General features: G+C 34.7%; 30 protein-coding genes. 19 read left to right on the forward strand and 11 right to left on the reverse strand.

What is annotated here, in order from left to right:
- The first annotated feature begins 69 nt into the window (after window positions 1–69).
- Entirely contained in the window at window positions 70–384 is a 315-nt protein-coding gene (locus tag AABK36_RS21730) for a hypothetical protein (protein ID WP_309941125.1), read from the forward strand.
- Here AABK36_RS21730 and AABK36_RS21735 read toward each other — a convergent pair.
- From AABK36_RS21735 to rimK, 6 genes are all read right to left on the reverse strand, one after another.
- Complete coding sequence (locus AABK36_RS21735; protein WP_309941124.1) at window positions 376–939, reverse strand: class I SAM-dependent methyltransferase; 564 nt, start codon at window positions 937–939, stop codon at window positions 376–378. The genes AABK36_RS21730 and AABK36_RS21735 overlap by 9 nt on opposite strands.
- Before the next feature lie 3 nt (window positions 940–942).
- The gene (locus AABK36_RS21740; protein ID WP_309941122.1) at window positions 943–2,367 is read right to left on the reverse strand and encodes a radical SAM/SPASM domain-containing protein; all 1,425 of its coding nucleotides are present in this window, start codon (window positions 2,365–2,367) and stop codon (window positions 943–945) included.
- Between the two features lie 65 nt (window positions 2,368–2,432).
- Window positions 2,433–2,603 (reverse strand): DUF1843 domain-containing protein, encoded by a 171-nt coding sequence (locus AABK36_RS21745; protein WP_309941121.1) that lies wholly within the window; start codon window positions 2,601–2,603, stop codon window positions 2,433–2,435.
- Between the two features lie 126 nt (window positions 2,604–2,729).
- On the reverse strand, window positions 2,730–2,900 hold the full coding sequence (locus AABK36_RS21750) for a DUF1843 domain-containing protein (protein ID WP_309941120.1): 171 nt from the start codon (window positions 2,898–2,900) through the stop codon (window positions 2,730–2,732).
- Window positions 2,901–2,975: 75 nt separating this feature from the next.
- Window positions 2,976–3,146 carry a DUF1843 domain-containing protein gene (locus AABK36_RS21755; RefSeq protein WP_309941118.1) on the reverse strand — a complete coding sequence of 57 codons (171 nt, stop codon included), beginning with the start codon at window positions 3,144–3,146 and terminating at the stop codon, window positions 2,976–2,978.
- Window positions 3,147–3,327: 181 nt separating this feature from the next.
- Window positions 3,328–4,704, reverse strand: a complete 1,377-nt coding sequence (rimK, locus tag AABK36_RS21760; protein WP_309941116.1) for a 30S ribosomal protein S6--L-glutamate ligase — start codon at window positions 4,702–4,704, stop codon at window positions 3,328–3,330.
- A 406-nt stretch (window positions 4,705–5,110) separates the two neighbouring features.
- Here rimK and AABK36_RS21765 point away from each other — a divergent pair, with 406 nt between their 5' ends.
- The 9 genes from AABK36_RS21765 to AABK36_RS21805 all read left to right on the forward strand — a co-directional run bounded on the left by AABK36_RS21765 (window position 5,111) and on the right by AABK36_RS21805 (window position 10,835).
- A complete protein-coding gene (locus AABK36_RS21765; RefSeq protein ID WP_309941114.1) occupies window positions 5,111–5,545 on the forward strand; it encodes a hypothetical protein in 435 nt (144 codons plus the stop codon).
- Between the two features lie 57 nt (window positions 5,546–5,602).
- Window positions 5,603–6,151, forward strand: coding sequence for a hypothetical protein (locus tag AABK36_RS21770; protein WP_309941113.1), 549 nt, complete (start codon window positions 5,603–5,605; stop codon window positions 6,149–6,151).
- A 42-nt stretch (window positions 6,152–6,193) separates the two neighbouring features.
- The gene (locus AABK36_RS21775) at window positions 6,194–6,598 is read left to right on the forward strand and encodes a hypothetical protein (RefSeq protein ID WP_309941111.1); all 405 of its coding nucleotides are present in this window, start codon (window positions 6,194–6,196) and stop codon (window positions 6,596–6,598) included.
- A 1-nt stretch (window position 6,599) separates the two neighbouring features.
- Window positions 6,600–7,037, forward strand: a complete 438-nt coding sequence (locus AABK36_RS21780; protein ID WP_309941106.1) for a hypothetical protein — start codon at window positions 6,600–6,602, stop codon at window positions 7,035–7,037.
- A gap of 1 nt (window position 7,038) precedes the next feature.
- Window positions 7,039–7,449 (forward strand): hypothetical protein, encoded by a 411-nt coding sequence (locus AABK36_RS21785; RefSeq protein ID WP_309941103.1) that lies wholly within the window; start codon window positions 7,039–7,041, stop codon window positions 7,447–7,449.
- Between the two features lie 2 nt (window positions 7,450–7,451).
- Window positions 7,452–8,072, forward strand: coding sequence for a hypothetical protein (locus tag AABK36_RS21790; protein ID WP_309941101.1), 621 nt, complete (start codon window positions 7,452–7,454; stop codon window positions 8,070–8,072).
- Between the two features lie 122 nt (window positions 8,073–8,194).
- On the forward strand, window positions 8,195–8,728 hold the full coding sequence (locus AABK36_RS21795) for a GNAT family N-acetyltransferase (RefSeq protein WP_309941099.1): 534 nt from the start codon (window positions 8,195–8,197) through the stop codon (window positions 8,726–8,728).
- A 29-nt stretch (window positions 8,729–8,757) separates the two neighbouring features.
- On the forward strand, window positions 8,758–9,456 hold the full coding sequence (locus AABK36_RS21800; RefSeq protein WP_309941097.1) for a cyclase family protein: 699 nt from the start codon (window positions 8,758–8,760) through the stop codon (window positions 9,454–9,456).
- 32 nt (window positions 9,457–9,488) lie between these two features.
- Window positions 9,489–10,835, forward strand: a complete 1,347-nt coding sequence (locus AABK36_RS21805; RefSeq protein ID WP_309941094.1) for a hypothetical protein — start codon at window positions 9,489–9,491, stop codon at window positions 10,833–10,835.
- Here AABK36_RS21805 and AABK36_RS21810 read toward each other — a convergent pair.
- The 3 genes from AABK36_RS21810 to AABK36_RS21820 form a co-directional block, all read right to left on the reverse strand.
- A complete protein-coding gene (locus tag AABK36_RS21810; RefSeq protein ID WP_309941092.1) occupies window positions 10,765–11,730 on the reverse strand; it encodes an alpha/beta hydrolase in 966 nt (321 codons plus the stop codon). The two genes, AABK36_RS21805 and AABK36_RS21810, sit on opposite strands and share 71 nt — an antisense overlap.
- A 165-nt stretch (window positions 11,731–11,895) precedes the next feature.
- Complete coding sequence (locus AABK36_RS21815) at window positions 11,896–12,435, reverse strand: hypothetical protein (RefSeq protein WP_309941091.1); 540 nt, start codon at window positions 12,433–12,435, stop codon at window positions 11,896–11,898.
- Window positions 12,436–12,687: 252 nt separating this feature from the next.
- Complete coding sequence (locus AABK36_RS21820; RefSeq protein ID WP_309941087.1) at window positions 12,688–13,017, reverse strand: hypothetical protein; 330 nt, start codon at window positions 13,015–13,017, stop codon at window positions 12,688–12,690.
- Window positions 13,018–13,462: 445 nt separating this feature from the next.
- Between AABK36_RS21820 and AABK36_RS21825 the strand changes: the two genes are divergently transcribed.
- Entirely contained in the window at window positions 13,463–14,134 is a 672-nt protein-coding gene (locus AABK36_RS21825; protein WP_309941085.1) for a DUF6796 family protein, read from the forward strand.
- Between the two features lie 184 nt (window positions 14,135–14,318).
- Complete coding sequence (locus AABK36_RS21830; RefSeq protein ID WP_309941084.1) at window positions 14,319–14,555, forward strand: hypothetical protein; 237 nt, start codon at window positions 14,319–14,321, stop codon at window positions 14,553–14,555.
- A gap of 91 nt (window positions 14,556–14,646) precedes the next feature.
- Here AABK36_RS21830 and AABK36_RS21835 read toward each other — a convergent pair whose 3' ends face one another.
- Window positions 14,647–15,171, reverse strand: a complete 525-nt coding sequence (locus AABK36_RS21835) for a DUF4269 domain-containing protein (RefSeq protein ID WP_309941083.1) — start codon at window positions 15,169–15,171, stop codon at window positions 14,647–14,649.
- 604 nt (window positions 15,172–15,775) lie between these two features.
- On the opposite strand from AABK36_RS21835, the gene nfsB reads away from it, so the two are divergent.
- Window positions 15,776–16,429, forward strand: a complete 654-nt coding sequence (gene nfsB, locus AABK36_RS21840; protein ID WP_309941080.1) for an oxygen-insensitive NAD(P)H nitroreductase — start codon at window positions 15,776–15,778, stop codon at window positions 16,427–16,429.
- A 37-nt stretch (window positions 16,430–16,466) separates the two neighbouring features.
- On the opposite strand, the gene AABK36_RS21845 is transcribed toward nfsB, so the two are convergent.
- Window positions 16,467–17,789, reverse strand: a complete 1,323-nt coding sequence (locus AABK36_RS21845) for a hypothetical protein (RefSeq protein WP_309941078.1) — start codon at window positions 17,787–17,789, stop codon at window positions 16,467–16,469.
- Window positions 17,790–18,211: 422 nt separating this feature from the next.
- Between AABK36_RS21845 and AABK36_RS21850 the strand changes: the two genes are divergently transcribed.
- From AABK36_RS21850 to AABK36_RS21875, 6 genes are all read left to right on the forward strand, one after another.
- Window positions 18,212–18,796, forward strand: a complete 585-nt coding sequence (locus AABK36_RS21850) for an SRPBCC family protein (protein WP_309941077.1) — start codon at window positions 18,212–18,214, stop codon at window positions 18,794–18,796.
- Between the two features lie 309 nt (window positions 18,797–19,105).
- Window positions 19,106–20,218, forward strand: coding sequence for an efflux RND transporter periplasmic adaptor subunit (locus tag AABK36_RS21855; protein WP_309941076.1), 1,113 nt, complete (start codon window positions 19,106–19,108; stop codon window positions 20,216–20,218).
- 20 nt (window positions 20,219–20,238) lie between these two features.
- Window positions 20,239–23,388, forward strand: coding sequence for an efflux RND transporter permease subunit (locus AABK36_RS21860; protein ID WP_309941073.1), 3,150 nt, complete (start codon window positions 20,239–20,241; stop codon window positions 23,386–23,388).
- Window positions 23,389–23,400: 12 nt separating this feature from the next.
- Window positions 23,401–24,819 carry an efflux transporter outer membrane subunit gene (locus AABK36_RS21865; protein WP_309941070.1) on the forward strand — a complete coding sequence of 473 codons (1,419 nt, stop codon included), beginning with the start codon at window positions 23,401–23,403 and terminating at the stop codon, window positions 24,817–24,819.
- Window positions 24,820–24,941: 122 nt separating this feature from the next.
- Window positions 24,942–25,955: a sensor histidine kinase gene (locus AABK36_RS21870; protein WP_309941067.1), complete on the forward strand. Its 1,014-nt coding sequence runs from the start codon at window positions 24,942–24,944 to the stop codon at window positions 25,953–25,955.
- Window positions 25,952–26,671, forward strand: a complete 720-nt coding sequence (locus tag AABK36_RS21875; RefSeq protein WP_309941064.1) for a LytR/AlgR family response regulator transcription factor — start codon at window positions 25,952–25,954, stop codon at window positions 26,669–26,671. Before AABK36_RS21870 ends, AABK36_RS21875 begins: the two co-directional genes overlap by 4 nt.
- Window positions 26,672–26,680 lie beyond the last annotated feature (9 nt).

Raw genomic sequence — 26,680 nt, forward strand, 5'->3', positions numbered from 1 at the left:
GGATCAATCTATTAATTAACGTCAAGAGGTTAACATTTTATTAATACTGCTGTTGTTGAAATATAATTTATGATAGAAAAAATGAAAGGTATAATAAATATAGATAATGTAACCAAGACAAAGATTGAAGATGCTATGGTGATCATTGGCATGATTGGCCCTTTTTCAGCATTGCCTCAGCTATATAAACTGTATGTGAGTCATTCTCATCTTGCTGAAGGCGTTTCTTCGATTACTTGGTTGGTTTCGGCTATTATAGCTGTTTTTTGGTGTCTATATGGAGTTGTAATGAGGAAGAAAGCATTATTTCTCTCTTATCTAATGACTTTTATTATAGATTTTCTGATCGTTTGTAAATTATATGTAATTGGTAGTTTATTTTGACTTGTAAATTTTCAAAGAACTGATGGGGCTCAATTCAAACTCACACTGTTCAATCAACCAACTTTCTTTGTCAAAAAACTTGCTGCTTGATTCCGCAATGATGGTTATAACTTTTTGAGAGGCAATGGCTTTTAGTTTTTTAACTAATTCTGTGTAAAGGTCGCTGTACAGTGAATTATAAATGTAAAATATATTGCCATCGCTTATATCCTGTTGAAGCAAGTCGCCTTGAAAGATGTTGATGTTTTTCAAATTATCACGTTTAGCCAATTCTTCAGCAAATTCGCAACGTTCTCTGACTATTTCGATTCCCTTGAACTGAGTATTAGGAAAGCGTTGGGCTCCGTACCAAAGCACGAGCCCGTATCCACAACCCAAATCATAGAAAGTGTCATTTTCGTTTAGAGAGATATTATTATAGATTGTATCAAGAAAGCTTGACGAACCGTAAGTGAATTTTTTTAATCCATAGGCTATAGTCATTCCTCCCCAATCCATTTGGCGTTCGACATTTTCAATTTCTTTGGCAATTGATTTGATTTGTTCGCTTTTCATTATTTAATTCATTAATTCCAACAGCTTGTCATAAGCCGTGTAGACATCTTTAAGCTTAGTTTCGTATCTTTCTTTTGCTTCAGGCACATTGCTGTTGCAATGAGGGCATATTTCAGTGCCTTCATACACATGCTGATTGCAATCCCTGCAGAGTTCAAGATTTTCAAATGTTCTTATTTCTGTTTTTAATTCCGCTGAAGTATCCTCATTGTTTTCTAGAGGATTTTGCACTTCAAGAATATTTCCATTATTGTCTTCCACGATGATTTCGAATAGTCCATAGTCAAAGGGCTTGCCTTCCGCCTCTTGTACTTTTCTTATTCTTTCTCTTTTGCCTTCTTTTTCCAGTTTCAATGCCCTGTGGTGGCAATATGGATTGTTTCCTCTTTTGCCAAAAAGAACGTGGCTTGTCCATGTGCAACCTGCCATGCAAGAAGAGGCGTAATAACAGCTTTTGCAGTGCCCCCAAAGTTCGTCAAGATTTCGATGCCTCGTGAATTTCATTTGCTTGCTGTGATACCAAATGTCGTCAAGTGTCATATCTTTGATATTTCCACCGGTATAATCGCTAGTAGGCAGAGAAGGACACCCTTTGATGATTCCATTGGCCTCAATTCCGATAGCGGTATGGCCTGCTGAGCATCCTGTCCAGAAAGCGTCTTTGCCTTGCCTCCATATGTGCTCATATGGGCCATAATAGCCAATATTGTTGCCTGCCTGAATGAGGATATTATGACTTAGCGCTCTTTTGTAGACTTTGATTAGATTTTCGTACAGATCTATGATCTCGTAGGGTTGAAGAATCAAATCATCATTTTCCACGGCATTGCCCATAGCGACTATGAGTTGGATTTGCCAGTTTTTGATGCCTCTGACTATGAATTCATCCAGAAGCTCGTCAAGTTGATGTTGATTTGATTTAGTGATAACAGTATTGACACTCGAAGTGATTCCGTGCTTCTTTAATAATTCAAGCGCGTTTAAAGCATGTTGATAAGAATCTCTTTTGCCTCTGATCTGGTTGTGGACATCTTCAAGTCCGTCGATTGAAACTCCGATATTTTTAATTCCAGCTTGTTTAGCGTCTAGAATTCTCTTTTCATTCAAGTTATATCCACCTGTTTGCATGGAACACTCCATGCCTGCTTGATCAATTCTAGAAATGATCTCCAGCCAGTCATTTCTTAAAAATGCTTCGCCACCGATAATAGTTATTTCTCTAGTCCCTAATTCATGAAGCTTGTCGATAATATCAAAGCATTCTTGAGTAGTTAGTTCATCAGGTCTGACCTTGCCTGCTCTGGAGCCACAGTGTCCGCAGTTTAAATTGCAAGCCAGTGTAATTTCCCATACAGCATGGACAGGCGTTAGTTTTTCATAATCAGAGTCAATACGGTACCTTATGGATGGGTTGGATTCAACAGTCATAAAAAAATGGTTTTAATGAAAAGAAAGAGGACAATGTGTCGCTCTTCCTCTGTGTGTGTAAATGATTACTTCTTTTCCAATTGGTCGATTTTATCCAATAGTTCTACCAATGCCGTTGAAATGTCTCCATTTTCTTTAATGAATTTCTTTGTATTTTCGGCCATTGCTTTCATTTGTTCGACATCATTTGAAGCTATTGCTTCTCTAATGCCTGCTCCGTAAGGTTGTATGATCATAATGCTAAAATAAAAATGTGGTGGATGTATTTTTGATAAAGGCGATTGCCTAAGGCATATATTGTCAAGCGAGAATATATGCTAGTGAAAAAAGGAAGACGAAGCAGGCTTCGCCTTCAAACCAACTTATTTTTTTTCTAGTTTATCGATTGCATCGATAAGCTCTACTAGAGCTAGTGATATATCACCGCTTTCCTTGATTGTTTTTTTTGCTTGCTCAGCTGTGGCTTTCATTTTTTCCACGTCATTTGAAGCTATCGCTTCTCTGATGCTGGCTGCGTACATTGGAAGATACATGTTTTGAAAAATTTAGAGTGAAATAATATTCAAAGTCGCTAAGAAGTGAGCGCTTTGAATGAAAAAAATGCCGGATTACTTGTTGTCAAGTTTTTCGATGGCCTCTAACAATTCAACCAAAGCAAGAGAGAGATCTCCACTTTCTTTAATGTTCTTTTTTGCTTGTTCAGCTACTGCTTTCATTTTTTCAACATCATTGGAAGCCGCCGCTTCTCTGATGCCTGCTGCGTAAAGTACTTGATACATAATGGTAATTGATTAATGGTTTTAAAAATGAATTATTCAATAATATGCATTATTAGACTCAAAAAATATTACACGATATATCAAAAACTAAAGGAGAGTTGATAGTGAGGCCGCTTCAAGAAAAGGAGAGGGAAGCATGAATTTGACGATTCCCTCTTTAAGTCTATTTAATGACTCATATTTAGTCATTGGTTCTTACGTATTTCAAATCTTTTTCAATCGCTTCAATCATTTTGCCAGCGATGTCTTTTTCAGAAGCTCCTTCTATGCCTTCCAAGCCCGGAGATGAGTTCACTTCCAAAAGCATAGGACCATTGGAGCCTCTGATGATATCTACGCCAGCGACTTTTAAGTTGAATGTTTTGGCGGCTAGAATTGCTATGCGTTTTTCTTCAGCGGATATCTTAGTAATCGAAGCAGTTCCTCCCATATGTATGTTGGCTCTAAACTCTCCCGGTGCTGCTGTTCTCATGATGCTTTCGACAACTTTTCCGTTCACGACAAAACATCGAATATCCTTTCCATTGGCCTCCTTGATGAATTGTTGCACTAATATATTGGCTTTTAGGCTTTTGAAAGCATTGATAAGACTTTCGGCAGCTTTCTTAGTTTCAGCCAATACGACGCCTTTGCCTTGGGTGCCTTCCAAGAGTTTAACGATTAATGGAGCTCCACCGACCATTTTGATAAGTTCTTCGGTATCTAAGGGCGAATTAGCAAAGCCTGTGGTCGGGATAGGAAGCCCGTTGTTGATTAATAATTGCAAAGCATAAAGTTTATCACGGGATTGAGTGATGGCCGAAGCTGAGTTCAAAGTATAAACTCCCATGGCTTCGAAGTGTCTTGTTAAAGCAGATCCGTAAAATGTAACGCTTGGCCTAATTCTAGGAATGACTGCGTCAAAACCCTTGAGTATGCGCCCGCCTCGGTAATGCATTTCAGGAGCTTCTCCATCTAGTTTTATATAGCAATCTTTAACGCTCAAAAACTCCATCTCATGTCCACGCTCTTGACCCGCTTCAATGATTCTGCGATTGCTATATAGGCTTGGATCAGAAGCTAGAAGGCCAATTTTAAGACCGGTTTTTTCGTTAGTATGCAATGCGTAGTATTGGTCAAGCTCTTCAATGCTTGGCTCGCCTAATAAGCACTCGGTGTTAGGGTCTACAAGCATTTTTCCACCCATAGCTTCTCGTCCTAACAGCATGCGATAGCCCATGCTATCGCGGTTGGTTAAGGTTAACTCAATTTCCCAAGTGTATTCCGCTATTGTCAATGGCGTTTTGATGACATAACGGGTTTCAGTTGCTCCATTTGAACTTTTAACTTTTCTTTTGTCAAATAATGGAGCTTCGCAATGCACAGTGGTTTTTCCATCGTTTTGCAACGGATGAACTTCAAAACTAACCCAAGGTGTTCCTTCTCGATTAAATGAAACGATATTCACAGCATGAAGGGAAGAAGTTCTGGCGCCTGAATCAACTCTGGCTTTAACCGCTGGAATTTTCAATTGCGGGAAGTTGCACCACTCGTCGCTGCCTACGATTATCTTATTCATATTGTTATGCTTTTTAAATTGCTATTTTAGTTTTTAAGAGAAGATTCATTTATCATTCATAAAGCGATTTTAATCTTCAAGAATAATGCTTAAATAAATAATGATAAACCCATTGAAAAGTTCGGAATTAAGATATTGAATTATCGCTAGCCCATGATTTGTTGATTTATTCTTTAAATGGATAAAAGAGTTGTTTCCTAAGAAATTAGCAATATGCTGATAATGTGATTGAGATATGAACGCTTTGGCAAATAGCTTTAGTATGAGGCGATGTAACAGTTTAACACTTATATGAAACGCAAAAGATGCATACCTTTGAAATGTTGATTGCGATTTGTAGGAAAATTAAGGACAGTAACTTTAAATATGGTTGATCAGAGCAAATACGAGAATTCCTTTAATTGCAATGAATGAGACTGAAACCAAAAAAGGAAATTTATATGCCACATTCTTATTTGTTTTGATGATAAAACTTCTTTTGATATTGCCGGTAGTTGGTTGGCTAATATATTTAGTTGTGAATTATCATGTGATTAAGAAATACGCACTGAGAAAAGTTAAGTTGAAACGAGTGGATGAAATGGATTCTATTATTATTCCAAAAAATATAAAACTCAAGGTTGCAATGCTGGAGCTGATTTCTATTCCGCTTGTATCTGTCATTATTGGAAAACCACTCAGCATGTTAATCGATTCAAAAATGGTTGATTTATTCGGCTTGAATACATTGATAGTAATGGTTTTAATTACGACTAGCATGGGGTTAGCCGGACTGTTTTTGGCTATGGTACTTCAAATTGAATTGATAATGAATTCAGTAATCAAGTTTCAGGCAAAATAGCTTCTTGTCTGGCCTGACATATAAAATGATAGTGTGAAAATCAAAACTTTAACGAGTATGTCTAGATTGATAGTTGTATTTATAGTATTTGCCGTTATGTTTGTTTCGGTAGTGGGAAATGCTCAAGAGATGATAAATGGAAAAAGAGTGGTATCGAAAAATATTCGAAGCGTCTATGTAACTCTTTTAGCGCAGAAGATGAAAGGGAATAGATACTTATGCGATATTGAAGTCATTAATGGGCGCTTGGAGCCTGTGGATATTTTGCCCAAGAAAATCAAGGCTAAGATGATTACCATTAAGGGAGATCAAAAGAAAGCGAAGATTATGTCATTTATGGAGTTTTCTCGAGAGATTGACTTGAAAAGAAGGGTATACAAGGAGGTAAGAAAAGGAGAAATGAATGGCTTGGACATAACAGGCCCAACTCTAGCGATGGAAATGAATGAAGATACTTCCTTGAAAATGCAATATTTGACAACAAGAGCTATGCTTCCTAAGGAAAGATATTGCAGAAGAATAATTGTAAAAGGTTGTAAAGGCCAAGGAATAACATTTCAAATGGAAATCAACGGAGATACATTTGAATTAGAGTACATACTATAGCGATAATTGAAAACCATCTTATTCTAAAAGAAATTTAATAAAATGAAAGATAATATTGTACTGATATTGAAGTCAATGCTGATGTACGCCTTTACGACAGGCATAGCAATGATGATCATGAACTTTATGGGACTAGCGATTACAGCAATGCTTTTGGCTTTTACTGCTTACCCATTGATGTTTATTTACTGCACTTGGTTTGCGCATAAATTTTATGAAAAGCGAACGGATTCAAAAATTGATTTTGAAATAGAGACATCTCTTATGTCAAAATACATGAGTGTGGAAATCCTCTTCAGTGGAATTGGGTATTTAATTTCAACGTGGTTATTTGATCCCTATCTTTTAGCATTTCTTTGGTTTGTGATTCATCTAGTTATGACGCTTGTGAAGTATTTGGCAATTTTCAAGAATATTGAGCGTCAAAAAAATGAAATTTATCAATAACATGGAAAAGGAGATGATTATATCAGAAAACACTTATCTTAAAGCTTTGAGAGTAAGCTTTATAGCGGTTATTGCAGGGTTGATCATTGTGGATTTTCTTGCTTTAAGGTTAGGGTCAATTGTGGCTATAATTACAATGTATATTTGCGCTATGACTATGACGACAAACATTATAAAAGGAGAAGCTTGTGAATACTACCCATCCGTTTCCGGTTTTGAAATGAATGGAAAACTGATCTCTTTTTATATCGCTATAGACTTTATATTTGGGTTCAGTATTTTGATTGTTTCTAAGTTGTTGGGGCAATTTGAGCTAGAGCCAATTTTGTTTAATACACTTTGTGTTATTGCAGGGATAGTTTCTTTATGCTTAGCTGTCAAGGTAAAGTGTGATTTTATTTTAAAACAAATTATTCATTCTACTACAAAACTCAAATAAGATGAAACTTTCACTATTATCTCAATTGGCATGTTCAGATCAAGCCAGAATCCATCTTAAAAATACCCAAAAAGGCTTGAAATTGATGTTGCCGGACAAGGGAGTTGGATGGCATGTTATCAGAAAGGATATTCAAAAAGGCTTGCATTACGCCATTTTTGATTACAACAGAATATATTTCCAGTTGGAGGAAAAGATACTTGCGATCAAAAGATACACAGGGGCACTTGAATGGCCGCCAGTGCTTGGAGAGCATAAATGGGTTAATCAATTTGGAATCAAGCATGCTTGGCAAATAGAAAATGATAGGGAAGACGCTTATAAAATTACGATTCAAGCGAATGGTTGTTTTAAAAATGAGACATCTATCCTTGTCAAATATGATAATAAAACCTATCACTTAATTGATTAATTATGAGAACGGTATATTCATTAATAGCAATCTTATTAGTCATAATTAATTCTGAGGGGCAGGCTCAAGAACGAGCCGTTGTCCATCTTGAGGATGACAGTCGATATATGTATCAAACGTATGGCGATATAAGAGTGGGAGTGTTAAAATGCGAAGGATCGTATTTGAAGGATTATCACGAGTTTTTCATTTCGATAGAAAATGCCCAAGAGAAAGGGATTGATCTTTTGCCAACGATGTTTGAAGCTAAAACGATTAAATGGAATAAAAAAGTGAAAGAATCTCCGCTGATACCTCTCAAAGAATTTAGCGATATGTTGGAGGAAAGAAAAAAGATTGAAAAACGTGATAAAGAAGGATATAATATAAGCTCTGAGATTGATGTGTTCAATCTTATCAAGCATAATTCCGCTAAATTCGAAATATTGCAGCCTCGTTATTGTCCAAGATCTCATACTTTGCATACAGAGTTGAAAAAGCATTATTTGAAAATACATACATTGGGAGCTCAAAAGAAAGAAGTTATCCGTATGTGTGTCAAAAGACAACGAGGAAAAGAGCTTAATATCATCGCTAATATCGAAGGCCAGGAATATTCTTTTAAGTTCCCTCTTGATGATTAGATGGGTTTTGTTTTAGGTTTGAAGAGTGCTGTTATCGGCACTCTTTTTTATTTTAATATTTTTAATGCTAAATTATAATTTATTCGGGAGGTGTGATTTTTTACATAATATTGTATTTTTGAATGATGGATATAGAGGTATTCGAAACTGAAAGGCTATTCTTAAGGCCAACAATTGAAGAAGATGCTGAGTTTTTTCTTGAACTGCAGAATAGTTCAACATGGCTTCAATACATAGGAGATAGAAATGTTAATACTGTAGAAGATGCTGCCGATTTTATAAAGCACAAAATTTTTCCTCAATATATAGAATTGGGTTATTCTAATTTTACTGTTTTTTTAAAATCTAATAGTGCTCCTATAGGAAGTTGTGGTTTGTATGCAGGCCGTAATGGAATAGAAGGAGTGGATTTAGGGTTCGCTTTTTTGCCGGAATACCATAATAAAGGATATGCATATGAAGCTGCAAAGAAGGTAATGCAAATTGCATATCAAGACTTTGGATTAAAAAAACTTTATGCAATTACCTCTGAAATTAATACACCTTCTCAAAGACTTATTAAAAAATTAGGACTAGAGTTTATTGAAAGAAAGTGTTTGCCTGATGAAGACGATGAGTCACTAATCTATATAGGTGAGTTGAAAACCTTAATTTAATTTTATATAATATTTTTTATTGATTTATAATGATTGAGATAATAGATCTAAGCCAAGAGATTTATGAGGGAATGCCTGTATTTAAAGATTTGCCTCAAGTGAAAATGAACATTCATAATTCTCATGAAGAATGGGGTGGAGAAGTAAATCCAAAGAAAAAAACGCCAGCTGTTCATAAACTTGAGCTTGGAGAGCATACAGGGACTCATGTTGATGCATTGAACCATATGTCCAAAGAATATGAAGGACAATCCATTGATACTATGCCTTTGAGCTTATTCTATACGGAAGGGATTTGTCTGGATTTTTCACATAAAGGACTTAATGAGCTTATTGAAATTCATGAGATTCAAAATGCTTGCGAGCAAATGAATCTAGTCATTGAAAAAGGAGATACCGTATTGTTTTATACGGATCATTATCGAAAGCATTACGATAGTGAAAACTGGCCTTTTGGCCCTGGTTTATCAGCAGAAGCTGTCCGATGGTTGGGAGAAAAAGAAGTTTCCGCTTTTGGCGTCGAAACGATGTCTCCGGGAGTAAGGAAAGTATCAAATAGAGAAGCGCATTTGATATGCGGAGAGATGGGTTTTACGCATTATGAAAACCTGATTAATCTGCATGAGTTGATTGGAAAAGGCCGATTTAGGTTTATTGGTTTTCCATTGAAGATCAGGGGAGGAACTGGTTCACCTGTTAGAGCTGTTGCAGTGTTTGATGGAATATAACTAACATTTTTTGCTATTAAGCAGTCTTGTTAATGTGTATGTTCAGATCGGATCGAAAATTAGCTCATTCTTTTAAGCGCTTGACATTGAATAATGGTGTTGGAAGGAAGCCTGTTGCGTCCGCATTTACTAAATCTGTGCCTATCCAAGCATTGCTGAGTCGATCTGATTTTCAACATAAGCAAAGAGAACTTGATTCGGCATTATTTGATAAACGGCTGGAAGTTTGCCCTTTATTGTATGATTTAGAGGAGTCATTGGATGAGTATCAAAGAATATGCATTCAAAGAGAGGAACTTAATCGAAGTCGGTCTTTAAAAGCTATGTGGTTCATGTCTTTCGAGCATGGTCTTTACAGGGATAAGGATGAATGGTTGTTGCATTATTTATTTGACTTGATAGATAAGATGGAGCATATGGCCTACGAATGGCTTGATGGCAAAATCAGTGATTTGAACGAGCATGCCCCTTTTGCTTCAAGCATGCTTTATTTTTTGAATGAACTACATAAGGAACATGTCTTTCTTTCGCAACAACTTGTTTCCCAACAATATAGATTATGGACTAAAGATCGCGACACTATCAGTGCTGAGGAGCAAACGGATAATGATAAACTTTGGCAAGCTATTGTAAATAACCAAACGAGCTTGAATATTACAGGAAAGAATTTTGACAAGGAAGGGTACAGACAAAGATTGTTTGGATTTGAACATTTAGTGCATTCTCATATGTTGCGTCTTATGAGCCGTCCTAAAGGAAGAAAACTTATAGAAAGAGCAGCAAATGCGTCAAAGTCGATCATAGTCGGACCATCTACTGCTAAAAAATCACAAGCGAAAGAAAGTTATTTTTTGTTCAGAGATAAAATCAAGGGCAAGTGGAAAGGTGATTTTGATCTGTCAGATCCTTTTAAGCCTATTGAGCCCGGCAGAGCTTCTGCGACAAATATAATACTTAGTATTTATGACAAGAATGATATTCAAGATGTATGTTATACAGATAGCTGGAAGGCTATGCCTTGTCAAGAAAGTGAAGAAAAAGGAGAAAATGATTGGGAGCTTACAGCGGAAGGATTAAAGCCTTTAGGAATTTTGACTGGATTTTTGGTTTTTGCTCATGAAATAGGACATGCTCTTAATAATGCTGAAGGTGTAAGCAGACCAGTAATGGAGGAGTATTATCAACAAGATCCTAAATTAATTCCTTGGAGAAATAATGAAGAACATTATGTTATTGAGCAATTTGAAAATCCAGTAAGAGAAGAGCATGGGCTTGCAAAGAGAAAATGGCATTTGGTTCCCAGAGCGACTATTTCGGAGTTATTTCCAAGACTTCAGCCGAGTTTAATTGGTCAAGATTTACGAGTGTTTGCTTTTTAATGAAACCTATAACTTTATAAAAATAATCTTTGCCGCCAATACGCCAGACATTCAAGTGGTTTGCATTTTTAATTTCAAGAAATTCTTTTAGATTACTAATTATATTAGTAAAATTCATCTGCGCGTATTTAATGCTGATTCTTTGATCTTTATTGCCATGAACCAAGAGAATGGGTTGTTCAATGTTTTTACAATCTTCAAGTGGAATTACTGCATCTGGATCGAAACCTGCGATTTCACCCGACCTTTGGATTAGGAAATTGGTCAAGTATTTAATATTAAAACCTGCATGGTATTCGAAGTAATCATGAATGATCGATTTTAAATCTGAAAATGTGCTTTCGACGATGCCAAATTTTATTCTTTTGTCATATGCCAATACTTGCAGAGCAATAGCTCCTCCTAATGATTGACCCCAAATACCAATATTTTTATCAATTCTTGGATTCATTAATAGATTATCAATTAACGAAGATATATCTTTTTTTTCTTTTGCTCCGAATGTGCAATGTTGACCTTCGCTATCTCCATGTGCTCTAAGGTCTAGTGCGATGGAGTTGTAGCCCAAATCTGCAAGCCGAGACCAGAGGTCTTTAAAATGCTTTTTGGAAGATCGAATTCCGTGCAGCAAAATAATGGTTCCCTTAATTTCTTCTTTATCAGTATAACTTATGAATGCCGAAAGTTTTATCTCATCATGAGTTTTAAATTGAAGAATTTCGACATTATCTCTTTCAAGATTTAAATCATCTATCTTTGGGCTGAATTTTTTTGATTTGGCTAATTCGAAAATAGGATTTCTTATTTCAGTGATTATTCTTGGAGCAATGAAATATGTGAAGCTAGTGGCAGCAGTAATAATCAAGCTGAGAATAATTAAAGACTTTATTTTCATTGATTTTTGGGTGTAAATGAATATAAACTTAATGCTTAATTCCACAATTTAGATCTAAATATAGCTTATTTTGCTGTAAAATATAACTTTTTTAGCATTTTTAACTAATATCACCTATTTAATTAACATAATATATCTGATTTGTATGACTCAAATATATAAAGATTAGGGTGTGATAAATGTATCGGATTCATTATGAATCAACCATGAATATTCAATTCGGCTATTCAATAGAATTTGAATACTAAAAGTGTCAAATGAGAACATTGGATTAAAATCAAGCTCATGAGAATAAATAGCTTTAATATATTTTGCCCAATAAAGCGTAATCGCTTTTTGTATTCTCAAATCATAGGCATTAAAATTTGGCAATACTTTTAAAAAAGATAAAATAGTTATATCCGAATTCATTTCGCTAAATTCATAGTTGAACCTTATATGATTTCTAATACTATCGAATTCAATTATGACTGTTTTATTTGTTTTATCATTTAAATAAGGAGAGTTGTTTATGGAAATATATTCATTAAAAACTTGGAAGCCTTTTTGTTTGTAAAATTTGAAATCATCATATAATAGCTCTCTCAATTCCAAACAGTCTATTTCTTGTAAAATAATTTCATATAATTCTTCCCATGCATCAATACCCCCGTCATTTGAATAATGAGGATTTAACGATCTGATTTTTTCGAATATATCATCCATATTATATTTGTTAATTCAAGAATTTAGTTTGCATTTTCAGAATTTTCTATTTCCAATGTTTTTTAGAATTCTTACTAACTAAATATTAAATTATATACACAAATAAAATGACTATTGTCAGAAATGTAAGTTTGAAGCTCAGAAAATTAAATTTAATATTGAAATACAACAGACTGGCTATGGCTTGAATTTGAATGAAAGGAGTGAATACATATCGCAGAATAATTGATAAATATTAATCAGGCACGTATTCTATCCGGGGACATCTGGAATTTTATTGATTAAGTCGCCTTTCCCTTTTAAAAATGATATTTGCAAGTAAACAAACATGTCTTTTGAGGAATTCGAATTGATTTGGTCCATATTTTTAGTGTTTACTTCTAGCAGTTTAGAAAATTCAAGAAGCAGATCATGCACATCTCTTTCTTCAATTTCTATGCAAATTGACAAATCAAGATCGGAAAACATGCTGTGATTAAATATGTATCCGCTTGACTTATCGATAGCATCTTTGATAAATTCGATGGTCATATTACGTTCGATTTTAGTGCAAACTTGCCAATTTACTTTCTTTCTTCTCATCTTTGTTATTATTTAAATTTTAAAAAGCTTTAGCATTAAAGCAATTATTTAAAGTAAACAAAAAAGCCGGGCAAGATGCCCGGCGTTATTTTTATGAGTATATACACTATGCCTTTAAAAAATAATGATCAAAAAATTGCATTATAAATTCAGTCCAAAAAATTTAACAAACAATAAAAAAATATCTACTCTGCAATGTGAAATATGATTTAAAAGCTTTAGTCCGTTTTGTTGATATAAAGATGCATCTTCTCTGATTGACTTAATATGATAAAAGTCAAGAAATCAAAATTTCGTGAAAAAAAAGCGAAAAAGATTGTCATTATTATCAATTAGAAAATATGAAGGTGATTTGATATTAGAAATTATAATTGCTGGCAATTGGCTGTAAATTTTTGAATTTTATTTTAAGAAAACAACCAAGTGGAGAGAGTGTTCTTCATTTATGACTGTGACATATAAAAAAGCGAGGTTGTCAGGAATCCTTGGAATCATCGGGAGTTCGATGTTATTCTATGGAGATTATTTATTTCATTATGTGCCTGGCAGTACCGATATGCTTTATAATCTTACCCAGATTTCTGATTTCAAAATATACATAAATGCTTTCATTGCTGTTGTAGCTACATGGCTTTATTTAGCGAGTGTTTTTCATATCTATTATTCTTTTTCACCATCAAGCCCGGTGATTAGAAATTTAATCACGGCTCTTTTTTCTACAGTATTTTTGATGTATGGCATTGAACATGCCGCTTATTTATCATTGGCCATTTCCGCTAAGATTTCAGCATTGCACAATTTGCCATTGGAAGAAACAACAGCTTTTGCTTGGAAGATTTTTACAGGAATCGAGTCTATGGGAAGCTTTATCGCTCTATTTTTGACATTGCTATTTTTAATTCAAGTTCTCAGAAAGCAAACTTTATACCCACGTTGGATGATAGTTTTTTTCCCGAGCATTCTTTTGATTTTTAAACCATCATTATCAGGGTTCTTAACTGGCGATGTATGGACGGTCATCATCGGAGGTTATTATAATTTGATTATGATCGTTTTTTTTACAGTTTCAACTTTGACCCTATGGAAAGTAAAAGAACCTGTAGCTTCATTTCAATAATATGAGAATGAGTTTACTATTCTGCGGTTCTATTGATGTATTTTATTTGCTTGTTTCAATTTTATTTTAACTTTGGATTAAGTCTAATCATTTATTCCTTTAGATTGTTTATTTTGATAGATTCTAAGATGCGATTTTTGCTATTTGCCTTTATACATATTTGTGAAACGAAAATTTTTTAGTCATGGAAATCAAAAAAACGAATTCGTGCGCTAGTTGTGACAATCTATTGTCAGACGGCATTTGCAGAGTGAATAAAATATTAGTGAGCTTAGATCAAACTTGTGAAGGGTTTGACCATAAACTAGAACTTCATAAATATTCAGATTGCAGCAATTGCGTAAAGCATAATTCAAATAATTGCGCTCATCCTTCGACAGCAATACAAGGCATGCTTTGTACTTCTTATTCATTTGCTTAAGCAAATTATTTCTGAAATTCAGTATTAAATTGAAGTATTTAGATTTAAAAAAACGTTTTGTTGAAATAGACTTTTGACAGAGCGTTTTTATTTATATTTCATAGTTCAACAATTCTTTATATGGATCTCCTTCGAGTTTTAATAATAAAGCGAAAGCAGGTTCTGTTTTAATGCCTTCTAGCTTTAGGTATCTAATATTTTCTTTGAAACTGTCCCCCATTTTATTTAAAAGCTTGTATTCAATTATCATATGTTTGTAAGCGTTTTGTTGCACAGTATCGATATTCTGAGCGAAAATTTCAATAGGGAAATATTGTGTTGAGAATCTGCAAATAGTCGTTTCTATATTGTCATATCGTTTTGTGTTACTTTTGAAGTTTTTAAAACTTGAAAATTCTTGCTGTAAGAACTTGCTGAAATTCTTATGATTTTCACATCTGCATATGATATCGAGATCGCTTTCAGGAATATCTATATCTATAGGTACCGTGCCTGTTAATATAGGTTGATAGAGTTTAAGCTTTTCAAAAAGTTGATATTCTTTTAAAGTTCGATAGGCTCTTTTTTGACGATCATTGCCAATTTTCAAGTAATTAATATTCTTGAAATCAATCATTTAACGCTAGTTTGATTAAAATAGGACTAAAAATACGATAATAAAGTTTTTGTCCTTCTAATTTCTATCAGACTTTATACCATAAAAAAATGCCGAACTCATCGCCCGGCATAATTTTCTAATCGAGTAAATGGATATGCGTATAAAAAGTGCTTCAAAAAATTGCATAAATCGGTGTGAAAAATTAATACATCCGATAAAAAATGTTTACTCCATTGATTGAATAGTATCTAAAAGCAATTGTTTTTTTATTATGATATAAAGGTGCTAATTCTTAAAGACAAATAATATGACCAAAGTCAATTAATTGAAATATTTTTAAAAATGAATTAGAAAAATGTATCTGTTTTATGAAATTAAAAATTTTTGCTGATAATTCCTTTTAGAAACATTAGGCTTGCTTTAAATTAAAGTTTTTAAAATGATATATTCTTTAATTAGAATTTCCTCTTTTAGTACCTCAAAGACCAATATTGATACAATCATATGTATATAAATAAAGAGTAGGTTTGCATAGTAAAATAAGAGACTCAAAAAATGGCTCTCTTATTCTCAAATAATTTTGCAAGACTAAAAATTCAAAAATATTATAAGAGGAATTAATATGGATATTATTGAAAAATTGCATTGGCGTTACTCGACCAAAGAGTTTGATAGAAGTAAAAGAATTTCTGAGGAGAAAATGCTTCAAGTGAAAGAGTTGCTTAGACTAAGTCCATCGAGCGTTAATCTTCAGCCTTGGCATTTTATCATAGCCGAGACAGATCAAGGCAAAACTCGAATGGCTAAAGGAACGGAAGGCTTTTTTAGCTTTAATGCTTCAAAAGTACTTAATGCTTCGCACGTTGTTCTTTTTTGTTCAAAAACAGTTGTTGACGAGGAGTATATGCAGACACTTTTAGAGCAAGAAGATAAAGATGGAAGGTATCCTGACGAAGAAATAAAAGGAATGGTCTATGGCGCTAGAAACATATTTACGGACAAACATCGATATGATTTGAAAGATCTTCAGCATTGGATGGAAAAGCAGGTTTATTTGAATGTTGGTAATTTTTTATTAGGCTTGGCTGCTATGGAAGTTGATGCTTTGCCAATGGAAGGAATTGATTTAAAAGCGCTTGATGAAGAGTTTGATTTAAGAGCAAAAGGTTTTACTTCTGTTGCAATGGTAGCTATTGGTTATCGAACAGAAAGTGATTTTAACGCTTCCACTCCCAAATCAAGATTGCCTTTTGATAAGCTTATTACTGAATTGTAATAAAAGAAAATCAGCCTTGAGCTGATTTTCATTATTTCTATTTGGCTTTTTTTGTTTTTATTTTTTGTAAAAATCTATATGAAAATACAATGTTGTAATTTTTATTTTTTGATGAAAATACCATAGATTCCATATAATGTGGATAAGAAATTTCATAGCGACCTTCAATTGATATATTTTTATATTGATATCCAATACCAGAGTTAAATGAGAGAATTGTATTAGGGATTTTATCAACAGCTTCGCTTTTTTCGATTGTTGTCTCGCCTAATCTTTCCCTATACACTGTTTTTTCATTTTCAGAATTGATTGTGAAACTTGTACCATAGCCAAAATTTATAAAGATATTCTGATCATTTGGTAATAAAAATCTAAACCTGATCATGTTTACCATTTTTATAAAATTCATGTTAATTGTTGATTCAAATACATCGTTATCTAATATTCCATTAGTATATGAACTATTATATCTGGCACTGCTATAAAATAGTTCATTATAGAAAGACAATTTATTCCTATATATTGGAAAATGGTATTCAAATGAAGCTCCGATAAAGGCAGATGGTTTATTCTCAAAATTACCACGGTGAAGATATTCTTTTTCTCTTGAAGAAGGATTAGCAGAGCTAAAGCTTAAGTTTGAAAATGTAGCACCAGCTAATGCTCCTATATTTATAATATGGGTCTTTTCTTTTTTAGGGTAATTAGTTTGAGGTTCATCAATACAATTATAATATTTTTTATATAATTTTAATAGATTCTTCTTGTTATAAGTCGTGGTTTTTAGTAATTCAGATGTATTAGGACATTCATTCAAATATAGGGCTAATTCAGAAATATATCTTTTGTTCTCTGCATTGGCTTTTCGTTCAGTTTCTTTATTGAAAGTACTATATTTTTTGTAAGTCAGAAGTTTAAGGTTGTCTTCATAGAGTATGTAGAAATTTTCATTTCCCATTTCATTTTTATAATAATATAATTTTTTGGATCCATCCATCAAAACTTGAACGAACGTAGTGTCAGAAGTAGTTTCTAATACAGGACTTTCAGATAGATTGTTTATCCTACTGCTTATTTCGGATTCTACTATCGCTGAGACATACTTATCTCCTAAAACAGTAAATTCTGTAAGATCATGACATGAATAAGAGGTAGATTCTTTATCTTCTATACTTTTTTTAAACTCAATTGATTGAGGTGTTTTTTCTAGTTTTCTAATGAAAATATAACCTTTTTCTTTTTTTCCATTTGTATTGGTTATTTCGCCTTCATGAAATCGACTTTGAGCAAAAGCGTTATTAAGTGAACAGAAAATGATAAAAATGTAAATAAAAAATGATGTTTTAATAAAATTTTGCATTCTTTAAAATTTGACGTTTATTACTTTTAGTGTGATACAAAATTATTATAAATAAGGGTATTTTCATTGTTTAATAGATAAAAAAGTATTTAATATTCGTTTTATTTAGGATGTGAATATAATTTTTTCGAGAAAAATAGGCGGTTTTTACTTTGATAGCACTAGAAAGTATCATAATTGATTTTTATGTCCATTTATATTATTCTGGAGGGGTGACAAATATGAATGATTATGGAAACTATAAGAAAGCTGATCATGTTAAACACTATTAATCAATATTATGAATGGTTAAAAGAAAGTGAGATTAAATATCATTTTCCTGAACTTTTGTGTTTTGACCTTATTTTTCTATTTATTGAGCTTTTAGACCAATTTGTTACGTTCAGGGATGCTTTTATTTGTGTATCAATTAACTAATGATCATGATGAAAACATTAAAAGCAACATTATTAATTTTATTGGCTATAACAACAACTGTTTTGGCTGATGTCGGGTCAAAAAAAACACAGACTTTTACAGTTGACAGGGTTTTAAATGCAAGTGCGGAAGCTGTATGGAAAGTTGTGGCAGAGGAATTTGCCGATGTAGCTAAATCACACCCTAGACTTGCAAGCTCACATTATGTAGATGGCAGTCCTATGTCGGGAGAAGGTTGTGAAAGAATTTGCAGTTTGAATGACGATGGCAGCAAATACACTAAAGAAAAAATAGTTGACTTCGACTCTGAAAACTATACTTTCAAAGCGGAAATCAATGCAGTAGGCAATTTGCCTTTAGATACTTCATCAAGTTATGTTATCTATAAAGTCACTCCAATTAATCAGAATCAATGCAGGATTACTTTAACGATGGTTTATCGCACTAAGCCAGCTTTTGCAGGGGCTTTGGCAAAAGGAAGGTTTCGAAAAATTATTCGTGACTATGCAATTGCAATTGAACATCATACATTGACTGGCGAGGATGTTAATCCTGATAATTTCAAGGAAATTAAGAAGAAATATATCTAATTGCATTGCCATTTTTCAAATTAAATAAACATTGTAAAATAAGTGTTTCCATGAAGTCTGCCAATCTTAGGCAGGCTTTTTTATTTTATAATTTTTGAACAGTTGAAATTTCTCATTTCTAAAATTGACTTATATCCTGTTTGTTCCATTTAATATTTTCGAAATTGATTAGCCAATTTTTTCCCAGAGTATAACTTTCCATTCACTGAAGAAATACACGATCTTACTGAAACTAGTTTTTAATTTGCTTGAATATATACATTTTTGCCAAGTGTGAAATATTTGTCCAAAATAAAAATGAATTTGACAATGAGGTTTTTGATAGCTGTAATGCTCTTGGCTTTAGTTTCAAGCGCATGCACAACAAGCGAAGGAAGTCAAACAAGCAATGCTTATTTACAATCGTTTCCTACTTTGAAAGTGGAGAAAATGGATTTGGTAAGTTACTCTGGTTTTCCAGCAAGTGTTATAGGTATTTCAAATATCGATATACGCGCCAAAGTGTCGGGATATGTTCAGAAAGTTTATGTAGACGAAGGCCAGGAGGTAAATAAAGGCCAGTTGCTCTTTAAGTTGGAAACGGAAACTTTGGATCAAAATGCTAATTCTGCTTATGCGGCAATCGAAGCTGCCCAAGTTGAAGTGGATCGTTTAAAGCCTTTGGTGGAAGAAGATATCATTAGTTCTGTGCAGCTTAAGGCGGCAGAGGCTTCTTTAGCTCAGGCTAAAAGCAATTATGCAAGTATCTTGTCAGACATCGAGTATACGGAGATAAAAAGCCCTGTAAAAGGAGTTGTCGGTGAGATAAGAAATAGGGAGGGTACTTTAGTGTCTCCAAGCAGCACAGAAGCTCTTACTACTGTGTCTAGCATAGATGACGTATATGTGTATTTTTCAATGAACGAAAAGAAGTTTTTGCATTTTACTAAGGACTTGAATGGAGAGACATTGGAAGAAAAAATACAGTATTTGCCAAATGTTAAGCTTAAGCTTGCTGACAAATCCATGTACGAGCATGAAGGAAAGATTGAAACTATAACAGGAGACATTAATAAGTTGACTGGTTCGGTTCAGTTCAGAGCTAAATTCCCCAACCCAAGAAAAGTATTGAGAAATGGAAGCAGTGGAGAAGTAATGATTCCTACTCAGTACAATCAAGTATTGACGATTCCTTTGATGTCTACTGGTGAGATGCAGCATAAAAAGTATGTTTATCAAGTGACAGCGCAAGATTCATTAGAACGATCAATAGTTGACTTGGGTGAGATAGTTGATAATTATGTCATTGTTAACAAAGGACTTGATGAAGGCGATATAATTATCGGCAAAGGAATGAACAAAGCTCGTCCGGGCATGAAAATCGAAAAGGTTCCAACGACATCCAAAGAAGTTGTTGAATCATTTGACCAAGTTTTTCAATAAGATCTTAAGAAGGAAGTATCATGTTTAAAATATTTATAGAAAGGCCTGTTCTATCGACAGTAATATCGATATTGATTGCCTTGATGGGAATATTGGCGATGAGAACTTTGCCAATGACGATGTATCCTGAGATAGCGCCTCCGACAGTTAGTGTAAGAACTAGTTTTCCTGGTGCTAATGCTGAGACTTTGGTTGAAAGTGTGATCACTCCAATTGAAGAGCAAATTAATGGTGTGGAAGGGATGACGTACATGACATCTAAAGCCAGTAATGATGGAAGTGTGGAAATTACTGTGTTTTTCAAATCAGGATATGATCCAGATATGGCAGCTGTAAACGTGCAAAACCGTGTGGCTTTGGCTAGTCCGGTGTTGCCCGCAGAGGTTAATAGGATGGGAGTTACAACTGAAAAGCGTGAGAACTCGGCTTTGATGTATGTATCGGTTTATTCTGAAAATTCTGAGTTGAATGATGTATTTATTCAAAATTATGTCAATATCAATATCAGGCCAGAGTTGTTGAGAATTGACGGAGTTGGTTCTGTTCAAATATTCGGAGACAAGGGTTATTCAATGCGTATTTGGATCGATCCTGTGAAGATGGCGAATTACGGAATTACAACTGGCGATATTACGGCTGCCATCAATGAGCAAAGTGTTGAAGCTTCAGCGGGTACTTTGGGGCAAAATGCGGGACAGTCTTTTGAGTATGTGATAAAGTACAAGGGGCGTTATCGTGAAGTAGAGGAGTATGAGTCTATTATCTTAAGACGCTTGGATAATGGACAATTGCTGCAGTTGAAAGATGTGGCAACGATTGAGTTGGACGCTTATTCTTATGTTTCCAACTCCGTATCGAAAGGCATGCCGACAATTACATTTGGTGTTTATCAAACACCGGGCACCAACTCGCACGAAATCGCGCAATTGCTATATGATAAGTTCGATGAAATGGAAAAAACTTTGCCGGAGGGGTTGGCAATCAAGCCAGTGTACGATACTGATAAGTTTTTGACAGCCTCAATGGATAAAGTTAAGTCAACAATTGTTGAAGCCTTTATACTTGTATTTATTGTTGTATTCATATTCTTGCAAGACTTTAAATCAACTGTGATACCGGCAATAGCTGTTCCTGTAGCGATTGTGGGTAGTTTCTTCTTTTTGCAAACTTTTGGTTTTTCAATCAACTTGCTGACTCTGTTCGCCTTGATCCTTGCTATTGGTATAGTGGTGGATGACGCTATTATTGTAGTGGAAGCAGTGCATGCCAAATTAGAAAAAGGGTATACGAATGTAAAAGAAGCGACAAATACAGCGATGAATGAAATTGGTGGGCCTATCGTATCGGTTACTCTTGTGATGGGTGCTGTATTCGTTCCGATTACTTTTGCCGAAGGGCCAATAGGCGTGTTCTACAAGCAATTTGGAGTGACGTTGATTATTGCTGTATTGATCTCAGCGGTAAACGCCTTAACATTGAGTCCAGCTTTGTGCGCTTTATTCTTAAAACCGAATCATAATGAAGGTGAAGAAAAGAAAGGTTATATGAATCGTTTTTTCACAGCTTTCAATATTGCTTTTGAAATGCTGACGAATAAATATGTTCGTTCTGTAGGGTTTATGTTGAAACGCAAGTGGATTGGTGTTGGAATACTGATGACTGCTATTGCCACAATATTTGTGATCAATCAGAGAATGTCTACAGGGTTTGTCCCTGAAGAAGATGAAGGATTTATTTTCTTGAATATTGAATTGCCTGAAGGTGCGTCTTTAGACAGAACACAATCTGTTACTAAGCAATTAAGTGGGATTATGAACCAAATTGAAGGAATTGACTTTTATACTTTCGTGAATGGAAGCAATTTCTTCTCAGGTTCAGGTAGCGCTTATGCTATGGGCTTTGCTGTATTAGATCCATGGGATGAAAGAAAAGAACCTCATTTAAGTTTGGAAGCAGTCATGGGACAGGTTTATGGAGCTGTTTCTCAGATTTCTGATGCTCAGATCATATGTTTTGCTCCAGGCGGCGTGCCCGGTTTTGGTCAGACCAATGGAGTTGAAGCTCAGTTGATGGATAAAGTTTCGGGCAAGTTAGTGGACTTGGATAGAGTATCCGAAGAATTTACAGGAGCTTTATTTCAACGCCCTGAAATAGCATTCGTTGCAAGTTCATTCAATACAAATTTCCCTCAATATGAAATGACATTGGATGTCCCTAAAATCAAAGAAGCTGCCTTGTCGGTGGATGAGGTAATGAGCGCTATGCAGGGATTCATAGGAGGTATTTATGCGGCTGATTTTAATAGATATGGCAAGCAATTTAAGGTGTTTGTGCAAGCGAAGCCGGAAAATCGTGATGATCCGGAAAGCTTGGAAAGAATCTTTGTTAGAAACGTGGACGGTGTGATGGCTCCTGTTTCGGAGTTTGTGACTTTGAAGCGTACGAATGGACCACAGACAGTAAGCAGGTATAATTTGTTTAACACTGTGACGTTGAATGCTACTGCAAATCCTGGGTACTCATCAGGAGATGCAATCAAAGCTTTTAATGAAGAAGCTGCTAAGCACTTGCCAGAAAATTATCAAGTGGACTATACAGGTTTAACCAGAGAAGAAATTGCCGCTGGGAATCAGATGGTTTTTATCTTCTTGTTAAGTCTTTTATTTACTTATTTCTTCTTGGCAATCCAATATGAGAGTTATATACTTCCTTTCGCGGTTGTATTGTCTTTGCCATTGGGTATAGCAGGAGCTTATCTAACATCTTGGTTGTTGGGATTGGAAAACAATATATATTTTCAGGTTGCTCTGATAATGCTCTTAGGCTTATTATCCAAGAATGCGATTCTGATTATTGAGTTCGCATTGCAACGTCGCAATGAAGGCTTGAGTTTGATTGATGCCGCAAAAGAGGGAGCTAAGGCTCGTTTGCGACCAGTATTGATGACGGCTTTCTCGTTTATACTGGGTTTGATGCCTTTAGTATTGGCACAAGGAGTGGCCGCAGCCAGTAACCGTTCTATTGGTTCCGGTGCTGCTGGAGGAATGTTGATTGGAACAGCTATTGGCTTGTTTGTTATTCCAGTTTTCTTTGTGATTTTCCAAGGATTGCAAGAAAGGTTGTCTGGAAAGAAGAAAGTTCAAGAGGTGGAAGTTGAAGTTGAATCATAGAACTGAGAACTAATGAAAATAGTAAATAGAAAAAATAGATATTGGGCTTTTTTCATCATGCTGGCATGGGTGCTTTCCTCTTGCTTGGCTCAAAGAAAGTTTCAAGATCCTGAGTTGTCATTAAACACAGATGAACTCTATAGATTCGAGCATAATGAGGATTCAGCCTCATTGGCTCAGTTGCCATTGGATGAATTTTTCGCTGATTCTTTGTTGCATCACTATATTCTGCAAGGTTTTGAAAAGAATTATGACGTGCGAATAGCGCTTCAGAGTATTTTGGCGGCAGAAGCATATAGAAAACAAGGAAAAGCGGCATTTTATCCTACATTGTCCGTAGGGCCAAATGCAAACTGGCAACAGTTTTCAAGCAATACGGCATTTGGAGAGGGTGGTTTTAATATGAACCAGTTCGACCTAACAGCCAATGTGTCATGGGAAGCGGATATTTGGGGCAAAATCAGCAGTCAGAATAAAGCTTTTCAAGCCAGTTATCTTCAGTCTATTTCAGCGAAACAAGCTGTGATGACTCAACTTGTGAGTCAGATATCGCAAGCATACTTTGAATTGCTGGCTTTGGATGAGCAATTGGAAATTACTCGAAGAACCATTGAAAACAGAGAGAAAAGTTTAAAAGTAATCAAGGCTTTGAAAGCTTCAGGAATCAACAATACAACAGAAGTCGCTGTAAAGCAAACAGCGGCTCAATTGTATGATGCGCAAGAAATCGAATCGGATTTGACAGGTCGAATACAATTGGCTGAGAATCGTTTGTCAATATTGTTGGGGCAAGCGCCGCAAAAAATTCAAAGAGGCAAGTTGTCTCAGCAGAGCTTCAGCAATGATTTGACTACTGGAGTCCCTTTGGCTATGATCAGCAATCGCCCTGATTTGAAAGCCGCAGAGCAAGGTTTGATCCAAGCTTTTCAGTTGACAAATAAAGCCAGAGCTGAGATGTATCCTTCGCTTACATTGACTGCAGGGTTGGGATTGATGAGTAATGACATATCTAAAGTGCTTTTATCAAACTCTTTTTATCATAATTTAATGGCAGGTTTAAGCCAGCCTATTTTCAATGGAAGACAATTGAAAACAGCTCATGAAGTAGCAAAGACTAAAGAGGAAGAGGCTTTATTGAATTTTGAAAAATCCATTTTAGTTGCTTCTCAAGAGGTAAATGATGCCATGGTGAATTATGAGACCGCAGGGGATAGGATAGAAAGCAAAATGAAATCATATGAAGCTTATCGTATCGCTACCAAGCAATCTGAAAGGTTGTTGGAAAATGGTATGATAAATTATCTTGAAGTATTGACTGCTAAGGAAAATGAATTAAGCACGGAGTTGACTTTGGTGGACTTGAGAAGAGAGCAACTTGCATCAGTTGTAAATTTATATGTCGCATTAGGCGGTGGTTGGTCGAATGACTAATTGAAATGAATAATAAATAAGATCATCATTTGTTGGCTTTTTTATAGAATAGCGAATGAATGATGATCATTTTTTGATTCATAATGTTAAGCTATTAGTTGAAAATGGAAATGAGTAAAGAAATGAAAAAACCTAGTGATGCTGTAATTTGGTTGGTATATACTTTATTCGTGTTCTCATTTTTCGTTCAGTTGACGGATTTGGTAAGTGCCATATATCGCACATTTGGGATGATTGCCGTTCAGCTGATGATTTTTTATGCTAACATGCAAGTGTTTCTACCGAAGTACTTTAAGTCAAATATTTCGAAATATGTCGGAGGCAACCTATTTTTATTGATAATCAGTTTTTTTGTCAATAACCTTGTATTGTTCAATGCACCTGAGGGAGCTAATTATGATATTGCGTTTAGCCATACATCCTTGACATATGTTAAAAGCTGGTGGGTAGATATGATCTGGATGACAACAGCCCCATCAATATTATGCATTTTGATAAGTTTGGTTGTTTACTCATACCGCAAGGCTCAAGTAGCTGACAAAAGAAAGTTGATGTTGATTGAGTCTGAAAAAGCTTTTTTATTGATGCAGATCAATCCTCATTTTCTTTTCAATACGCTAAATAATATTTATTCAATGACTATTATGAATGACCCCAAAGGATCCGAGGCGATTATAGTCTTGTCTAAAATGCTGGATTATTCATTGTATATGTCAAGACAGAAGCTAGTAAGGGTAGAAAAAGAAATTGCTTATATCAACAATTTTATCAATTTGTTTTTGCTTAAAGATGAGGATATCGAGAATATTTACTTCAATTATGAGCATGTAAAAAAAGGTATGAAAATTCCTCCCATGCTGTTGATCCCATTTATTGAAAACGCATTCAAGCATGGAGATGTTGATAAAGACACACAAGGTTTTGTTCACATTAAGATGTTTTCTGAAAACAATCATTTTTATTTTACATGTCTGAATAGCTTTTCGAAAAATAAAGTCATTGATTGTAGAAAAGAGGGGATTGGAATCAAAAATGTAGCGAGACGTTTGGAGCTTTTGTATCCAGAAAAGCATAATCTTGAAATTAGTCAAGATGGAAATGTGTATTTAGTAAAATTAGATCTTGATTTGTCATGAGTTTAAAATGCATTATAGTTGATGATGAAAAGCCTGCCAGAAAGTTAATTCAAGCTTATTGCGATCGATTGGAAGGAGTGGACGTGATTGGAGATTTCCGTTCGCCGATCAACTGTATGGACACATTGATCAATGAATCAGTGGATTTGATCTTTTTGGATATCAATATGCCGGAAATTACTGGTTTGGAGTTTTTGAAGACTTTGAAAAATCCCCCTCATGTCATTATAACAACTGCTTATAGACAATACGCTGTTGAAGGTTTTGAACTAAATGTAGCTGACTATTTGGTGAAACCTATTGAATTTAATCGTTTTGTGATGGCAGTAAATAAAGTCAAGGAACTCAATGCATTGAAACAGATTAAGGATTCAACTATTACACCTACAATTGAGACTTTTCCAAGCTTAACACTGAAATCTGATCGTAAAATTTACAAAGTCAAGATCAATGATATTTTGTTTGTCAAAGCTGATGGGGAGTATGTGGTCTATCAGACAAGAACTTTTGGCCCTTTGAAGGTTTATGATGCTCTTAAGCGAGTTGAGGATTCTTTGGCGTCACAGGGGTTTTGTAGAATACATCGTTCATATTTAGTTAATTTGTCAGAGATTAAATACATAGATTCCAGTCGGTTGTTTATAGGAGAATTTAACCTGCCGATCAGCGACAGGTATCGTAATGAGCTTATTGATGCTATGGGAGGTGAAAGTTAGCATCCACGC

Origin of the sequence: Aureibacter tunicatorum (assembly GCF_036492635.1) — a bacterium.
In the GTDB taxonomy this organism is placed as follows: Bacteria; Bacteroidota; Bacteroidia; order Cytophagales; family Cyclobacteriaceae; genus Aureibacter; species Aureibacter tunicatorum.

Coding starts and splice junctions, on each gene's coding strand:
- AABK36_RS21740 (WP_309941122.1), bottom strand. CDS start 2,367: ATGACTGTTGAATCCAACCCATCCATAAGGTACCGTATTGACTCTGAT.
- AABK36_RS21800 (WP_309941097.1), top strand. CDS start 8,758: ATGATTGAGATAATAGATCTAAGCCAAGAGATTTATGAGGGAATGCCT.
- nfsB (WP_309941080.1), top strand. CDS start 15,776: ATGGATATTATTGAAAAATTGCATTGGCGTTACTCGACCAAAGAGTTT.
- AABK36_RS21825 (WP_309941085.1), top strand. CDS start 13,463: ATGACTGTGACATATAAAAAAGCGAGGTTGTCAGGAATCCTTGGAATC.
- AABK36_RS21805 (WP_309941094.1), top strand. CDS start 9,489: ATGTGTATGTTCAGATCGGATCGAAAATTAGCTCATTCTTTTAAGCGC.
- AABK36_RS21870 (WP_309941067.1), top strand. CDS start 24,942: ATGAAAAAACCTAGTGATGCTGTAATTTGGTTGGTATATACTTTATTC.
- AABK36_RS21865 (WP_309941070.1), top strand. CDS start 23,401: ATGAAAATAGTAAATAGAAAAAATAGATATTGGGCTTTTTTCATCATG.
- AABK36_RS21745 (WP_309941121.1), bottom strand. CDS start 2,603: ATGATCATACAACCTTACGGAGCAGGCATTAGAGAAGCAATAGCTTCA.
- AABK36_RS21855 (WP_309941076.1), top strand. CDS start 19,106: ATGAGGTTTTTGATAGCTGTAATGCTCTTGGCTTTAGTTTCAAGCGCA.
- AABK36_RS21815 (WP_309941091.1), bottom strand. CDS start 12,435: ATGGATGATATATTCGAAAAAATCAGATCGTTAAATCCTCATTATTCA.
- AABK36_RS21795 (WP_309941099.1), top strand. CDS start 8,195: ATGATGGATATAGAGGTATTCGAAACTGAAAGGCTATTCTTAAGGCCA.
- AABK36_RS21860 (WP_309941073.1), top strand. CDS start 20,239: ATGTTTAAAATATTTATAGAAAGGCCTGTTCTATCGACAGTAATATCG.
- AABK36_RS21850 (WP_309941077.1), top strand. CDS start 18,212: ATGATGAAAACATTAAAAGCAACATTATTAATTTTATTGGCTATAACA.
- AABK36_RS21770 (WP_309941113.1), top strand. CDS start 5,603: ATGTCTAGATTGATAGTTGTATTTATAGTATTTGCCGTTATGTTTGTT.
- AABK36_RS21835 (WP_309941083.1), bottom strand. CDS start 15,171: ATGATTGATTTCAAGAATATTAATTACTTGAAAATTGGCAATGATCGT.
- AABK36_RS21780 (WP_309941106.1), top strand. CDS start 6,600: ATGGAAAAGGAGATGATTATATCAGAAAACACTTATCTTAAAGCTTTG.
- AABK36_RS21735 (WP_309941124.1), bottom strand. CDS start 939: ATGAAAAGCGAACAAATCAAATCAATTGCCAAAGAAATTGAAAATGTC.
- AABK36_RS21730 (WP_309941125.1), top strand. CDS start 70: ATGATAGAAAAAATGAAAGGTATAATAAATATAGATAATGTAACCAAG.
- rimK (WP_309941116.1), bottom strand. CDS start 4,704: ATGAATAAGATAATCGTAGGCAGCGACGAGTGGTGCAACTTCCCGCAA.
- AABK36_RS21755 (WP_309941118.1), bottom strand. CDS start 3,146: ATGTATCAAGTACTTTACGCAGCAGGCATCAGAGAAGCGGCGGCTTCC.
- AABK36_RS21790 (WP_309941101.1), top strand. CDS start 7,452: ATGAGAACGGTATATTCATTAATAGCAATCTTATTAGTCATAATTAAT.
- AABK36_RS21765 (WP_309941114.1), top strand. CDS start 5,111: ATGAATGAGACTGAAACCAAAAAAGGAAATTTATATGCCACATTCTTA.
- AABK36_RS21820 (WP_309941087.1), bottom strand. CDS start 13,017: ATGAGAAGAAAGAAAGTAAATTGGCAAGTTTGCACTAAAATCGAACGT.
- AABK36_RS21845 (WP_309941078.1), bottom strand. CDS start 17,789: ATGCAAAATTTTATTAAAACATCATTTTTTATTTACATTTTTATCATT.
- AABK36_RS21810 (WP_309941092.1), bottom strand. CDS start 11,730: ATGAAAATAAAGTCTTTAATTATTCTCAGCTTGATTATTACTGCTGCC.
- AABK36_RS21785 (WP_309941103.1), top strand. CDS start 7,039: ATGAAACTTTCACTATTATCTCAATTGGCATGTTCAGATCAAGCCAGA.
- AABK36_RS21775 (WP_309941111.1), top strand. CDS start 6,194: ATGAAAGATAATATTGTACTGATATTGAAGTCAATGCTGATGTACGCC.
- AABK36_RS21750 (WP_309941120.1), bottom strand. CDS start 2,900: ATGTATCTTCCAATGTACGCAGCCAGCATCAGAGAAGCGATAGCTTCA.
- AABK36_RS21875 (WP_309941064.1), top strand. CDS start 25,952: ATGAGTTTAAAATGCATTATAGTTGATGATGAAAAGCCTGCCAGAAAG.
- AABK36_RS21830 (WP_309941084.1), top strand. CDS start 14,319: ATGGAAATCAAAAAAACGAATTCGTGCGCTAGTTGTGACAATCTATTG.